The 14,690-nt window shown below is 70.2% G+C and carries 10 protein-coding genes; 7 read left to right on the forward strand and 3 right to left on the reverse strand.

Going from position 1 to position 14,690, the window contains the following annotated elements; translation table 11 throughout:
- Window positions 1-84: 84 nt before the first annotated feature.
- Window positions 85-999, forward strand: coding sequence for a LysR family transcriptional regulator (locus AC1DO7_RS31685; RefSeq protein WP_441614986.1), 915 nt, complete (start codon window positions 85-87; stop codon window positions 997-999).
- 148 nt (window positions 1,000-1,147) lie between these two features.
- Here AC1DO7_RS31685 and AC1DO7_RS31690 read toward each other — a convergent pair whose 3' ends face one another.
- The 3 genes from AC1DO7_RS31690 to AC1DO7_RS31700 form a co-directional block, all read right to left on the reverse strand.
- Window positions 1,148-1,351, reverse strand: coding sequence for a hypothetical protein (locus tag AC1DO7_RS31690; protein ID WP_441614984.1), 204 nt, complete (start codon window positions 1,349-1,351; stop codon window positions 1,148-1,150).
- Window positions 1,352-1,625: 274 nt separating this feature from the next.
- On the reverse strand, window positions 1,626-1,874 hold the full coding sequence (locus tag AC1DO7_RS31695; RefSeq protein ID WP_441614982.1) for a nickel-binding protein: 249 nt from the start codon (window positions 1,872-1,874) through the stop codon (window positions 1,626-1,628).
- Between the two features lie 42 nt (window positions 1,875-1,916).
- Window positions 1,917-5,180, reverse strand: a complete 3,264-nt coding sequence (locus AC1DO7_RS31700; protein ID WP_477116992.1) for an ATP-binding protein — start codon at window positions 5,178-5,180, stop codon at window positions 1,917-1,919.
- A gap of 215 nt (window positions 5,181-5,395) precedes the next feature.
- On the opposite strand from AC1DO7_RS31700, the gene AC1DO7_RS31705 reads away from it, so the two are divergent.
- The 6 genes from AC1DO7_RS31705 to AC1DO7_RS31730 all read left to right on the forward strand — a co-directional run.
- Window positions 5,396-6,451 (forward strand): class I SAM-dependent methyltransferase, encoded by a 1,056-nt coding sequence (locus AC1DO7_RS31705; RefSeq protein WP_441614978.1) that lies wholly within the window; start codon window positions 5,396-5,398, stop codon window positions 6,449-6,451.
- A gap of 146 nt (window positions 6,452-6,597) precedes the next feature.
- Complete coding sequence (locus AC1DO7_RS31710; protein ID WP_441614976.1) at window positions 6,598-7,620, forward strand: helix-turn-helix domain-containing protein; 1,023 nt, start codon at window positions 6,598-6,600, stop codon at window positions 7,618-7,620.
- A gap of 138 nt (window positions 7,621-7,758) precedes the next feature.
- A complete protein-coding gene (gene styD / locus AC1DO7_RS31715; protein ID WP_441614974.1) occupies window positions 7,759-9,249 on the forward strand; it encodes a phenylacetaldehyde dehydrogenase StyD in 1,491 nt (496 codons plus the stop codon).
- Window positions 9,250-9,467: 218 nt separating this feature from the next.
- Window positions 9,468-11,657: a PQQ-dependent dehydrogenase, methanol/ethanol family gene (locus AC1DO7_RS31720; protein WP_441614972.1), complete on the forward strand. Its 2,190-nt coding sequence runs from the start codon at window positions 9,468-9,470 to the stop codon at window positions 11,655-11,657.
- 195 nt (window positions 11,658-11,852) lie between these two features.
- Window positions 11,853-13,883 (forward strand): TonB-dependent receptor family protein, encoded by a 2,031-nt coding sequence (locus AC1DO7_RS31725; protein ID WP_441614970.1) that lies wholly within the window; start codon window positions 11,853-11,855, stop codon window positions 13,881-13,883.
- Window positions 13,884-13,991: 108 nt separating this feature from the next.
- The coding region (locus AC1DO7_RS31730) for an MFS transporter (RefSeq protein ID WP_477116993.1) at window positions 13,992-14,690 on the forward strand (699 nt) is incomplete at its 3' end.

Here is a 14,690-nt window from a genome sequence, read left to right on the forward strand (position 1 = left end):
GGCCTGAGGCAAGGCGCGTGGTGCAGGATCGGCTTTGGTTTGATAATGTGGCAATTCTGCATGCCCTTATCAATCCAGCTTTGAATGTACTCACTCGACGACCTCAAGCTCTTCGTCCGCACCGCCGAGCTTGAAAACCTCTCGGCCGCGGCGCGCGAGCTCGGGCGTACGGCCGCCACCGCGAGCGCGGCGCTGATCCGCCTGGAGCACCGCCTGAGCGCGCGGCTGTTCGCGCGGACCACCCGCCGCATGCGGCTGACCGAGGAGGGGCGGGTGTTCCTGGAGGCGGCGCGCAAGGCGCTGGCGGCCCTCGAGGAGGGCGAGGGCGCGCTGGCGGAGCAGCGCGAGGAACTGGCCGGTGCGCTGCGGCTGTCGGCGCCGGCCGACCTCGGACGCACCTTGCTGCGCGGCTGGCTGGACGATTTCCTGCTGGCGCACCCGCAGCTTTCGCTGGAGCTGTCGGTGGGCGACACGCTGGCCGACCTGTATCGCAGCAACGTCGACCTGGCGGTGCGGGTGGGATGGCTGGAGGATTCCGGCCTGGTGCGACGCCAGCTTGCGCTTACGCGTCGCGTGGCGGTGGCCGCGCCGGCCTATCTGGCCGCGCATGGCACCCCGGCTTCGCCCGAAGCGCTGGCGCAGCACCAGATGCTGTGCCTGGCGCCCGGCGGGCAGTCGCGCATGCGCTGGCCGTTCCGGTCGCGGCAGGCGCGGCTCGAAGTCGAAGCGAGCGGGCGGCGCACCAGCGACGACGGCGCCGTGGTGCGCGACTGGGCGCTGGCGGGCCACGGCATCGCGTTCAAGAACTGGTTCGATGTGGCCGCCGACGTGAGCACCGGGCGCCTGGTGCTGCTGTTTCCCGGCTGGTACGAAGACAGCATTCCCCTGCAGCTGGTGTTCCTGCAGAGCCGGTTTCCATCCTACCGGCAGCGACGCCTGATCGAGTTCCTGCAGGTCCGATTTGCGGCGTTCGACACGGAGTACCCTTTCCCGGGCTAGCTTTCCCGTCGCATCCGCGCTCCGTGGCGGGCGGTTCGCAGTGGCGCGATATATATCGCAACGTGATGTAAATGGGGCGCGATTCGACGACGGGAAGCGACGCTGCGAGGGGATCGCCGGGCCGCTCGCGCGCCCGGCATTGTCTGTTTCACTGGCTTGCCGCGCGCCCGGCTCCGAGGTCGCGCCACAAGGACGCGTCGTGCGATCCGGTCTCGCCGAAATAGCAGAGTATGGCGGTGCCGCTCCCGTATTCGGTGTCGCGCACGGTGAACGCACCCGACAGGCAGATGAACATGGTCATGCCAGCCAGGACGGCAAGCAGGCACAGTGTAAGTAGCGACAGTTTTTGCATGGCTAACCTTCAGGCGGTCATCGGGGGCGCGGGAGCCGGACCCATCGGCGCGCATCCCGTTCGTCAATAGCCGCTTGCCTGTCTGTTTTCTCCGTGGGGCACGGTTGTCAGAAGCGGCGCTCCTGCACCATTACGCATTTCTCGTGCCGGAGGCGGTGGTGGGGAAAAAGCACCACGTTGTGCGCCAGGAGCGGCCTGCCGCCAGCAAGCTGTTGGCCGCCGGCAGACAGGTTTTGCGCATTGTGTGCGTTGCGCGGCGACAGCGTGGCGCCGCTCACTCCACCACGTCGCCAACCCATACGCGGTCGAAGCTGGCCGCGGCCTCGTGCTGGATCTTGCGTACCGTCTCGGCGTCCGCGGCTTCGTACTCGCAGACCATGCGCTTGCGGTCGGAGGCGATCAGGCTGCGTTTCCAGGTGACGTTGTAGAGCGCGAGGCACGGGCGCTCGCGGTCGGCCACGATCTTCATGTCCTCATCGGACTGGGGCGTGGCAAAGCTGCGTTCAACGATGATGCGTGACATGGCGGGACTCCTTGCCGTGGTGAAAACATCCATGCCTCTAGGCTAGTGTCCCAGCGTTGGCGCGAGCGTTGGAATGGCTCGGCATGCCTGAAGGGCACGATCCAGCGCCGCCGCGGCGCGCGCGCTGCAGCGGTGCCCGGTCAGCAACCAGCGCAGCTCGCCCAGCAGCGCCGCCGCGCCTGCCGCATCGCCGGCCGCGGCGGCCAGCTGCGCCAGGCAGGCCGTGGCGACCGCCATCTCGGTCAGCCTGCGCACGGCGCGGGCAGCTTCCAGCGCCTCGCTTGCACAGGCGTGGGCCGCGTCCCGCTGGCCCTGTCCGAGCGCGATTGCCGCTGCTGCGTTGAGTGCGTAGGCCAGGTGTGCCTTGTCGTCCATCGCACGCAGCGCCGCGTGCGATGCCGCCAGCACGCCCGCGGCCTCTGCCCGTTCTTGCTCACCATCCGTGCCGGGCCGCAGCGCGGCCAGCGCGCCGAGCGCGCGGGCGAACGGCGCGTCGGCCTCGTCGCATTCGGGTGCCGGCGAGCCATCCGCCGCACCCGGCGTGCGCATGCGCTGGGCGGCCCGCCCGATCTCGGCGCAGCACGCCGTGACGTCATCGAAGCGGCCGAGCTCGAAGGCAATGGTGGYCAGCCAGACCAGGCATTCGTACTCGCGCCAGTGATCCTGGCGCTGCCGGGAGAGCGCAACGGCGCAAGCGACGTGCCCATGCGCGGCTGCCAGGTCACCGTCCACGCGGGCCAGCAGGCCGTGGCCCCACATCAGTTCCGTCACCTGGAGGTCGAGCGTGTCGGCGAGCGGGTCGGCCTCGGCCAGCATGGCGCGCGCGCGCGGCAGGTCGGCTTCCACTTCGAGCAGGCAGCGGGCCGTGTTGGCGAGCTGCTGGCAGCGCGTGGCGGCATCGGCCTTGCGCGTCATGCGCTCGGCCTCCAGCGTGCACTGGCGGGCCCCCCCGGTGTCGTTGCGTTGCTGGTACAGCCACGAGAGGATATGCAGGCCCGCCGCGGCCTCCTCGTGCAGCGACAGGGCCTGCGCGGCGCCGATGGCGTCTTCCAGCGCGCCGCACAGCGCGGGCAGCCGCCGTGCACCGGCTGCCGTGGCGGCCACGGCCCGCAGCTTCAGCAGTCCGATGGCCAGGCGCACGCGGGCGGCGCCCGGCGGCAGCTGTCCGAGCTGCGCGAGGCCGCGTTCGGCCACCGCCGCGGCCTCGTCGTTGGCATACACGCACAGGCAATGCTGGCCCGCCGCCAGGCAGGCCTGCGCGGCCAGCGGCGCATCGCCGGCAAGGCTGGCGTGGTGGGCCAGCTCGCCATGCAGGCGGGGGTCGTCCGCGCAGGCCGCGGCCAGTTGCTGCGCGATCAGGCRATGGATTTCGCGGCGGCGCGGCGGGGAGATGGCGCGGTAGGCTGCCTGGCGCACCACATCGTGGCTAAAGTCGAAATGGCCTTCGCCGGTGGGCTTGAGCAGGCCGCGCCGCTCCAGCTGCGAGAGGCTGTCGAGCATCTGGGCGAGCGGCACACCCGAGATATCCGCCAGCAGCCTTGGCCGCACTTCGCGCCCGAGCGCGGAGGCACGCGTGAGCAGCTCGTGCGCAACGGGATCGAGCGCGTCCAGGCGCTCTGCGATCAGTGTGTCGAGCGTGCGGCGCGGCAGGCGGCCGTCGCCGGCATCGTCGCGCGCCGGCTGGCGCGCGCGGGCGAGCTCGATGACGAACAGCGGATTGCCGCCGCTGTCGCGCGCGACCGCCAGGGGATCCATCGCGGCGCCTGCCGGGCCGAGCAGGGCCGCGACATCGGGCGCTTCCAGCGGTGCCAGCGGCATGCGCAGCAGGCGTGCCTCGCGGGCAAGCGAATGGAGCATGCCCTTGGCCCACGGATTGTCGTCGATCTCGCCCGAGCGCGCGGCGCCGGCAAAGATCATGCGTGCGCCGGGCGCGAGCGTGCGGCACAGGAAGTGCAGCAGGGCCGCGGAGCCCTCGTCGAGCCAGTGCAGGTCATCCAGCGCCAGCGCGAGCGGCTGCGCGGCGGCGAGCGCTTGCAGCAGGCTGGCTGCGGCACCGAACAGCTGCTCGCGGCTGCCTTCGCGGACGGTGCCGGCCATGCTGGCAGGGTTGCCCGCGCCGGTCGCCAGCAGCGGCGCCGCGAGCTGCGCGGCGGCCGGCACATCGTCGGCGCCGATGCCACGCAGGGTATCGAGCCAGAGCCCGTAGGGCCGCACCATCTCGGCCTCGTAGCAGCGGCCGCGGAGCACGCGCAGGCCGGCAGCCGCGGCGCTGGCGGCGAAGTGGTCGAGCAGCCGGGTCTTGCCGAGGCCTGGTTCCCCGAGAAAGAGCAAGAGCGCCTGCCTGTCCGCGCCGCCGGCGACAAGGCGCGCGATGGCCCGGCATTCGGACTGCCGTCCTGTCAAAGGCATTGACTGCGGGTCGGGCTCCGGATCGGGCTGCGGATCGGGCCGTGCAGCGACAGGGGCGTCGGCCAGCCCGGCCAGCTCGGCAGCCTGCGCGTCGGTGCCCGATGCGCCCAGGGCGTGCATTTCGCGGCGCGCATGGTGGATGGCTGCATCGAGCGGTCCGCCGGCCGGCGCTGACAGCTCGCGCCGCAACATGTCGCGCGCATAGGTGTAGTGCTGCTCGGCATCCGGGTAGCGCCCGGCCGCTGCCAGCAGGGCGACCAGCGTGGCGTGCGCGGATTCGGTGAGCGGATCGGCGGCCACCATGGCCCGGCCGTAGGGCAGGGCCAGGGCAGGCGTGGCGTGCAGGCGTGCAACCAGCTCGGCGAGCACGGCCCGGCGCAGGGCGTCGTAGCGCTCGCGCCGCGCCGTGCACCAGTGATAGAAGCGATAGCAGTTGGCCAGGTCCAGGCCGGCGAGGAATTCGCCCTTCAGCAGGGCGGCTGCTTCCTCCAGTGCGGCAAGCGATGTTGTCTGCGGCCCCGCGGCAAGCAGCACGTCGACGCGCGCGATGTCGATCGCCGCACCGTGCGCGGCAAAGGCCACGCGCTCGCGGTCGGCAACCAGCCTGGTGATGCCGCCCGCGCCAGACACGCCCGCCTGGTCCACCAGCGGACGAAGCTTGGTGAGGCTCCAGCGCAAGGCGGCGCGCGGGTCGTCGGGGCCTTCCCAGAGCAAGTCGCACAAGACCTGCCGCGATTGGGCAGTGCCCTCGGCCACCAGGTAGCCAAGCAGGGCGCGGGTGCGCCGGGAGGCGGGCAGTGTCAGCGGGGCGCCCTGGCGGGTCACGCATACATCACCCAGCAGGCGGATTTCCAGGCCGGCGATGGTCTGCGCTGAAGCGAGATCGGTGGCCCTCACGCTGCTGCCTCCTGCCGTGATTCCAACCGTGATTCCAACGATGCCGGCCGATATTGGATGCGGTAGGGCGCGCCAGCGGGCCTGCGGCACCGCGATGCCGCGCCGCACCGGCAGCGCTCCCAGAAAAAGTAGCACACGGGTAGTGCCACCRCCAGCGGCCCGTGGCCGCCCCGCGGTCGCCCCGTCTCCTCCCACCCGCCATCAAGGAGTCCGCCATGGCACTCGACGAAAGCAAGCTGAACGCATTCATGGGCAACTTCGTGCACGATCTCGGCGCCGTGATGCACGCCGCGACCATCGTGGTCGGGGACAAGCTCGGGCTGTACAAGGCGCTGGCCGGCAAGGCGCTGAGCGCGCAGGAGCTGGCGCACGATACCGGCACCGATGCGCGCTACGTGCGCGAGTGGCTGTCGGCCCAGGCCGCCAGCGGCTTCGTGGAATACGATCCGGCCACCGGGCAGTTCCACCTGAGCGAGGAGCAGGCCTTCGCGCTGACCGTGGAAGGCGGGCCGGCCTTCATCCCGGGCGCGTTCGAAATCGCCGTGGCGCAGTTCAAGGCCATTCCCAGGATCATCGAGGCATTCCGCTCCGGCGCCGGCCTCGGCTGGCACGAGCATGACGCCGCGCTGTTCCACGGCACCGAGCGCTTTTTCCGGCCCGGCTACGCCGCGCACCTGGTGACCGACTGGATCCCGGCGCTGGAGGGCGTGGGCGCGCGCCTGGAAGCGGGCGCCAGCGTGGCCGACATCGGCTGCGGGCACGGCGCGTCCACCATCATCCTGGCGCAGGCCTATCCCAACTCCACCTTCCACGGTTTCGATTACCACGAGCCCTCGATCCGCTATGCCGGCGAAGCCGCGCAGCGCGCCGGCGTGGCGGACCGGGTCACGTTCGAGGTGGCCAGCGCCAAGGACTTCCCCGGCAGCGGCTACGACCTGGCGGCGATGTTCGACTGCCTGCACGACATGGGCGACCCCGTGGGCGCCTCGCACCATGTGTGGAACAGCCTCAAGCCCGATGGCACCTGGATGATCGTGGAGCCGTTCGCGCAGGACCGGCTCGAGGAGAACCTCAATCCCGTGGGGCGCATCTTCTATTCGGCGTCCACCTTCATCTGCACGCCGGCTTCGCGCGCGCAGGAAGGCGCGATGTGCCTTGGCGCGCAGGCGGGCGAGCAGCGCATCCGCGAGGTGGTGACGCGCGGCGGCTTCCGGCATTTCCGGCGGGCCACGGAAACGCCGTTCAACCTGATCTACGAGGCGCGCCCCTAGCGCAGGCGAAGCCGTGCGGGCCTTCGGCCGGGTAATTGTTCCCATTGTCTGCCTACCGGCTTTCCATTAGGCTTGTGATCCGCTTTCGGCCCTGCCGGCACGACGGTTTCACCGCCGCCGGCAGCCCCGGTCCCTGGAGATGCCCGATGCCAGCCGTGCAATGCCTGCCGCAGATCTCGTCCCGCATGAATGGCCTGAGCTTCGAGCAATGGCGCCAGGCGATCGACACCAGCTTCCTGCCGCTGGAATATTCGCGCCAGGGCAGCGGACGTTTTCATTGCAGCTTCAGCTATGCGCGCTTCGGCGCCTGCGCGGTGGCGGACCTGGAGGTCGACGCGCATCGCGTGGCGCGCGAGCCGCGCCACGCGGCGGCATCGGATGCCGGCTTCTTCAAGATCTTCTGGCAACTGAACGGGCACAGCCGCGTGGCGCAGCGCGGCAACGAGGCTGCGCTCGGCGCGGGCATGTGGTCGATCTACGATACCGCGCAGCCCTACAGCATCGAAATGGGTGAGCGCAGCCGCGTGCTGGTGTTGCTGGTGCCGCAGGAGCGCGCTTTCGGCTGGCGCGACGCAGCCGCGAGCCTGGGAGGCCAGGCCTTGCCGGGCGAAGGGGCGGCGCGCATCGCGGTATCGGCGCTGGGCGCGCTGCTCCATGACACCTGTGCCGGCCACCTGCTGGATCACCAGGGCCAGACCGTGCTGCAGGATTCGGTGGTATCGCTGATGGAAACCGCGCTGCAGGGCGTGCATGCGGCGGCCCGGCCGGCCGCCGGCGATGCGGCCGGCGCCGCCATGGCGAGCCACCTGGGCGAGGGGCGCCTGCACCGCCTGGCCGAGTTCATCGATGCCCACCTGCATGATCCCGAGCTCTCGGTGCAGCGGCTGGCCTCGGTGCTCAACGTTTCGCGCCGCACGCTGTACAACCTGTTCCGCGAGGCCGGCCTGACGCCCCATGCCTACATCTTGTCGCGCCGGCTGCGACAGGCCGCGCAGCGCCTGTCCGGCGAGGCGGGGCGCAGCATCACCGAGATCGCCTTCGCGCTCGGCTTTGCCGATGCCGCGCATTTCAGCCGCGTGTTCCACGAGCGCTTTGGCATGAGCCCCTCGCAATGGCGGCAGCGGCATGCGGGCGCCGCCCGGCCCGCCCGTGTTGCGCTGCCGCACTGATCCGCGCCATTCCCTGCTTCACGCGCGCTTGCACGCATCGGCAAGCATTGTGCACGGCCAGACAAGCCACGCCCCAAGGCGCGATGCTAACTTCGTTCTCCACAACAAGGCGCAAGCCGACATCCACCGGAGACGAAGATGAATGCACCCAAGGAAGCCCGCAACAACCTGGATCAGGCCATCCGCAATGCCATGCTGATCGACGGCGAATGGCGCCAGGCCGCCTCGGGCGAGACCTTCGCCGTGTTCGATCCCGCCACGGGCGAGGCGATCGCACGCGTGCCGGCGGGTGGCGCGGCAGATATCGATGCCGCCGTGGCCGCCGCCGCGCGTGCCTTTGCGGGCGGCGCCTGGCGCGCCATGGTGCCGGCCCAGCGCGAGCGGCTGCTGCTCAAGCTCGCCGACCTGGTGGAACTGCACGCCGACGAACTGGCGCGGCTGGAGACGCTCAACAACGGCAAGCTGCTGGCCTTCGCCCAAGGGCTGGAGGTGGCAGGCAGCGCGCAATGGCTGCGCTATATGGCGGGGTGGGCCACCAAGATCGAAGGCAGCACGCTCGATATCTCGGTGCCGTTCCCGCCGGGTACGCGCTATAGCGCTTCGACGCGGCGCACGCCGGTGGGCGTGGTGGGCGCCATCGTGCCGTGGAATTTCCCGCTGCTGATGGCGGTGTGGAAGATCGCGCCGGCGCTGGCGTGCGGCTGCACGGTGGTGCTCAAGCCGGCCGAGGAGACGCCGCTGACTGCGCTGCGGCTGGCCGAGCTGGCGCTCGAGGCGGGATTCCCGGCGGGCGTGTTCAATGTGGTCACCGGAGACGGCTCGACCGGCGCGGCGCTGGTCGGRCATCCCGGCGTGAACAAGATCACCTTCACCGGCTCCACCGAGGTAGGCCGCCTGATCGGGGCGCGCTGCGGCCAGGATATCCGCCGTGTATCGCTGGAGCTGGGCGGCAAGAGCCCGGTCATCGTGCTGGACGATTGCGATCCGGCAAACGCCATCGCCGGCGCGGCCGCCGCCATCTTCCTCAACCAGGGGCAGGTGTGCACGGCCGGCTCGCGCCTCTACGTGGCGCGCCGCCACTACGAGCAGGTGGTCGAAGGGCTGGGCAAGGTGGCCAACGCCACGGTGCTGGGCTCCGGGCTCGATCCGGCCAGCCAGATGGGGCCGCTGGTGTCGGCGCGCCAGCGCGACAAGGTCATGGGCCTGATCGGCACGGGGCGCAGCGAAGGCGCGGAGATCATCGCGGGCGGCACCGCGCCGGACCGTCCAGGCTATTTCGTGCGGCCCACGGTGGTGGCCAACGCGGCCTGCAAGGACCTGACGCTGGTGCGCGAAGAAGTGTTCGGGCCGGTCGTGGTGGCCATGCCGTTCGACGATCCGCAGGCTGTCCTGGCCGAGGCCAACCGCTCGGAGTACGGTCTCGGCGCCAGCATCTGGAGCAACGACCTGCGCGCCGTGCAGCGCCTGGTGGACGGGCTCGATGCCGGCACGGTCTGGGTCAACACGCACAACATCGTCGACCCCAATATGCCGTTCGGCGGCTACAAGGCGTCTGGCGTGGGCCGCGAGCATGGCTACTCGGCCATCGAGTCCTATACCGAGCTCAAGTCGGTCTGCATGGCCTACTGAGGGGCGCCGCCGCGCACCCGGCCTTTGCCGGGCGACCGGGCCGACGCCCTGCGGGTAATCCCGGGTATTTAAAAGGTGCGCGGTACGCACATGCTTAGGCCTGCTGCATGCGGCAGCGTGGCGGAGGAGGTCCGCCATGCTGCCGGCCCGCGGCCCCGGCAGCGCCTTTCGCATCCCCCCGAAGAATAAGCAAAAAAGCACAAGAGAGAGGAGACACGATGAGCCACGAATCCATGCGGGTTCTGTCATGCATTCTGTCGCGCGTTCTGCCGCGCGTTCTGTCACGCCATCGGCGCGCCGCGAGCGTGCTGCTGGCGGCTGCCGCGGCCGTGACGATGGCCGCGCCGGCCGCCGCGCAGGGCAAGCCCGCGGCCCGGACGGCCACGCCCGACCATATCCGCGCCGTCACCCGCAGCATCGACGGCGCCTTTATCGAGGCCAACGCAGCCAGGACGCCGGACTGGCCCAGCTATGGCCTGGATTACGCCGAGACCCGCTTCAGCCGGCTCTCCCAGATCAATGCCGACAACGTCAAGGGGCTCGGGCTGGTCTGGTCCTACAACCTCGAATCCACGCGCGGGGTCGAGGCCACGCCGCTGGTGGTGGATGGCATCATGTACGTCACCGCCTCGTGGAGCGTGGTGCATGCGGTCGACACGCGTAGCGGCAAGCGGCTCTGGAGCTTCGATCCCAAGGTCGACCGCTCGCTCGGCTACCGCGGTTGCTGCGATGTGGTCAACCGCGGGGTGGCGCTCTACCAGGGCAAGGTGTTCGTCGCCGCCTATGACGGCCGGCTGATCGCGCTGGACGCGTCGAACGGCCGCAAGGTGTGGGAGAAGGACACCATCATCGACCGCAAGCATTCCTACACCATCACCGGCGCGCCGCGTGTGTTCAAGGGCAAGGTCATCATCGGCAACGGCGGCGCCGAATACGGCGTGCGCGGCTATATCACCGCCTACGATGCCGGCACCGGCGAGCAGAAGTGGCGCTGGTTCACGGTGCCCGGCGACCCGTCGAAGCCGTTCGAGGACGAATCGATGGCGCAGGCCGCCAAGACCTGGGACCCGGCCGGCAAATGGTGGGAGGCTGGCGGCGGCGGCACCGCGTGGGACACGCTGGCCTTCGACCCGGAACTCAATCTCATGTACGTCGGCACCGGCAACGGCTCGCCGTGGTCGCGCAGCAAGCGCAGCCCGTCGGGTGGCGACAACCTGTACCTGGCGTCCATCGTCGCGCTCGATCCGGATACCGGCAAATACGTCTGGCACTACCAGGAAACGCCGGGCGACAACTGGGACTACACCTCCACCCAGCAGATGATCCTGGCCGACCTGAATATCGGCGGGCAGGCGCGCAAGGTCATCCTGCACGCGCCCAAGAACGGCTTCTTCTTCGTCATCGACCGCACCGACGGCAAGTTCATCTCGGCCAGGAACTTCGTCGACGTGAACTGGGCCAGCGGCTACGACCAGAACGGACGCCCGGTCGAGTTGCCGGCCGCGCGCCAGGGCGACAAGCCCTACGACGCCATCCCCGGCCCTTACGGCGCGCACAACTGGCACCCGATGTCGTTCAATCCGCAGACCGGCCTGGTCTACCTGCCGGCGCAGCATGTGCCGCTGAACCTGATGGACGACAAGAACTGGACCTTCAACGGCGGCCAGCCCGGCCAGCCGCACGGCAACGTGGGCTGGAACACGGCCAAGATCCTCAATGCCGAACCGCCCGCCAGCAAGCCCTTCGGCCGCCTGATCGCGTGGGATCCGGTGCAGCAGAAGGCGGTATGGACCCAGGAACAGGTCTCGCCGTGGAATGGCGGCACGCTCACCACGGCGGGCAACCTGGTGTTCCAGGGCACGGCGGACGGGCGCTTCATCGCCTACGACGCCACCAGCGGCGCGAAGCTGTGGGAGTCGCCCACCGGCACCGGCGTGATCGCGGCGCCGGTCAGCTATATGGTGGACGGCAAGCAGTACGTGTCCGTCGCGGTGGGCTGGGGCGGCGTGTACGGCCAGGCGCAGCGCGCCACGGACCGCCAGGGGCCGGGCACGGTGTACACCTTCGCGATAGGCGGCAAGGCGCCGCTGCCGGCCTTTGCGCAGTACCGCGCGGACCAGTTGCTGTCGGGCGTGAAGTACGATCACGCCAGTGTCGCCGCCGGCACCGCGCTCTACGTCAGCAACTGCGTGCTGTGCCACGGCGTGCCGGGGGTGGACCGCGGCGGCAATATTCCCAACCTGGGCTATATGAACACCGCCTATATTCAAAATCTGGACAAATTCGTCTTCAAGGGGCCCGCCATGGCGCGCGGCATGCCGGATTTCACCGGCAAGCTGAGCATGGAGGACGTCGAGAAGATCAAGGCGTTCATCCAGGGCACCGCCGACGCGATCCGGCCCAAATGAGACGCTGCGCGACCCCTGGCGGAATGCGGCAACGGCGGCAAGGGATCCGATCAACGAACGCAGGGCGGGCACATGGTTGGTGACGGGGCGCGCGGCGCGCAGGGCGGCAAGCGGGTGTGCGGGCTCGCCCGGCCACGCGCGGGGCAGCACCGGTGCCCTCGGCCCCTGCATCGCCTGTGCTGCCTGGCTGCTGCCATGCTCGCCGCGGGTTCGGGAGGCGCCTTTGCCGACGACACGCTGCCCGACGTGGTGGTCAGCGCCAGCCGCGCCGAGCAGAAGCGCTTCGACGCGCCGGCCGCGATCGACAGCGTGCCGGTCGATCCCATGGCCGCCCCCAGCCCGCTGGTCAACCTCTCGGAGTTGCTGACCGGCGTGCCGGGCGTGGCGGCACGCGAGCGCCAGAACTATTCGCAGGATCTGCAACTGGCCGTGCGCGGCTTCGGCAGCCGCTCCACCTTCGGCGTGCGCGGCGTGCGGCTGTTCGTCGACGGCATTCCCGCCACCATGCCGGACGGCCAGGGGCAGGCTTCCACCTTCGATCTCAACAACGCCAGCCGCATCGAGGTGCTGCGCGGCCCCTTCGCGCAGATGTACGGCAATGCATCGGGCGGCGTGGTGCAGGTCTTCACGCCCGATCCGCCCAAGGCACCGATGGCGCGCGCCTCCACCGGCTTCGGCTCGGACGGGCAGTGGACGACCGGCGTCACCGTGGGCGGCGGCAACGACAAGATCGGCGCCGTGCTCGACGCCTGGACCTTCGAGACCGACGGCTACCGCGACCACAGCGCGGCGCGGCGCCGCCAGCTCAACGCCAAGGTAGTGGCCGAACCGGTGGACGGCACCCGGCTCACCGCGCTGCTCAATATCTTCGACCAGCCGCAGGCGCAGGACCCCCTGGGCCTCACGCGCGCGCAGGCCGATGCCAACCCGCGCCAGTCGGTGCCGCTGTCCACGCAGTTCAACACCGGCAAGACCGTCAGGCAGACCCAGGGCGGGCTGGTGTGGGAGCAGCGCCTGGGCGAGCGCGACCGCCTCGAAGCCCGCGCCTACGGCGGCACGCGCGCGCTGACCCAGTACCTGGGCTTCAGCGGCGCCGCCCCGACTTCGGCCGGAGGCATCGTCGACATCGACCGCAGCTTTGGCGGGGCCGCGCTGTCCTGGCACCATGACACCACCTTCGCCGGCCTGCCGCTGACATGGAGCGCCGGCGCCGAGGCCGACGGCATGCACGACGCGCGCACCGGCTACGTCAACCAGAACGGCGTGCAGGGCGCGCTGCGCCGCAATGAGACCGACACCGCCAGCAGCTACGGCGCCTACGCGCAGTTCGACTGGACCTGGCATCCCGCATGGCGGCTGGTGGGCGGTGTGCGCGCCAGCCGGGTCAGGCTTGGCATCGACGATCATTTCATCACCCCCGCCAGTCCCGACGACAGCGGCACCAACACGTACAACAACGTCAGCCCGGTGCTCGGGGTGGTCTGGCAAGCGCTCGACTCCGTCAACGTCTACGCCAACCTGGGCCGTGGCTTCGAAACCCCGACGCTGACCGAGGTGGCCTACGGCCCCAATGGCGCCGGCACCAACCTGGGCTTGAGCCCGTCCACCAGCCGGCAGGGCGAAATAGGCGTCAAGTGGCAGGGCACGAACCAGCGCGTCGAAGCCGCCCTGTTCGGCGCCGCGAGCCACGACGAGATCGTGCCGCTGTCCAACGACAACGGCCGCAGCGTGTTCCAGAACGTCAACGGCGTGCGCAGGCGCGGCTTCGAGCTGGGCTGGCACGGCAGCTTCGGGCCAGCCCAGCGCTTCGGCACCGGGCTGGCCTACACCTGGCTCGATGCCTATTTCGGCGACGCCTTCCTCAACGCCCAGGGCCAGACCGTGGCCGCCGGCAACCGGCTGCCCGGCACCGCGCGCCACAGCCTGAACCTCGAGGCCACCTACCGCCCCGTGGCCGGCCTCACGCTGGGCGCGGAAATGCACGTGGAAGGGCGCGTCTTTGCCGACGACCTCAACACCCAGGCCGCGCCCGGCTACGCCAGCTTCAACCTGCGCGCCGGCTACGCCTTCCGCATGGGCCGCACGCGCTGGTTTGCGTTCGGCCGCATCGACAACATCACCGACCGGCACTACATCGGCTCGGTGATCGTCAACGAAAGCAACGGCCGCTATTTCGAGCCGGCGCCGGGGCGGCGCTTCTTCCTGGGGCTGAGGGCGGAGATCTGAGGCGGGGCTTCGACGCTCGCCGGGCGAGGCCGGTGCGCGAGGGCGGGGCGGTCTGGCAGGACCTGCCGCGCAGGCTACACTACAGCGATACCCGGCCCGGCCATCCAGATGCGAGACACGACCTCCGGCACAACTGCCACCCCCGCCACACCCGCCACGCCCGCCACGCCGCCCGCGCCCGACGACCGCACACGCAGGATCATGCTGTGGGTGGTGGCGGTGGGCTTCTTCATGCAGACGCTGGATTCCACCATCGTCAACACCGCCTTGCCGTCGATGGCGAAAAGCCTGGGCGAGAGTCCGCTGCGYATGCAGTCGGTGGTGATCGCCTACTCGCTGACCATGGCGGTGATCATTCCCGCATCGGGCTGGCTGGCCGATCGCTTCGGCACGCGCACCATCTTCCAGACCGCCATCGGCCTGTTCGTGGCGGGGTCGCTGGCCTGCGCGTATTCCGGCACGCTGAGCATGCTGGTGGCATCGCGCGTGCTGCAGGGGGTGGGCGGGGCGATGCTGTTGCCGGTGGGGCGGCTGGCGGTGCTGCGCACGTTCCCGCGCGACCAGTACCTGCAGGCGCTCAGCTTCGTGGCCATCCCGGGCATGGTCGGGCCGCTGATCGGGCCGACGCTGGGCGGCTGGCTGACCCAGACTTTCTCCTGGCACTGGATCTTCCTGATCAACGTGCCGGTGGGCCTGCTGGGCGGGCTGGCCACCATGCGCTACATGCCCAATGCCCGCCTGCACGGCGTGGCGCGCTTCGATATGAGCGGCTACCTGCTGCTGGCGATCGCCATGCTGACGCTGTCG

This window comes from Cupriavidus sp. 05N40, assembly GCF_056397305.1.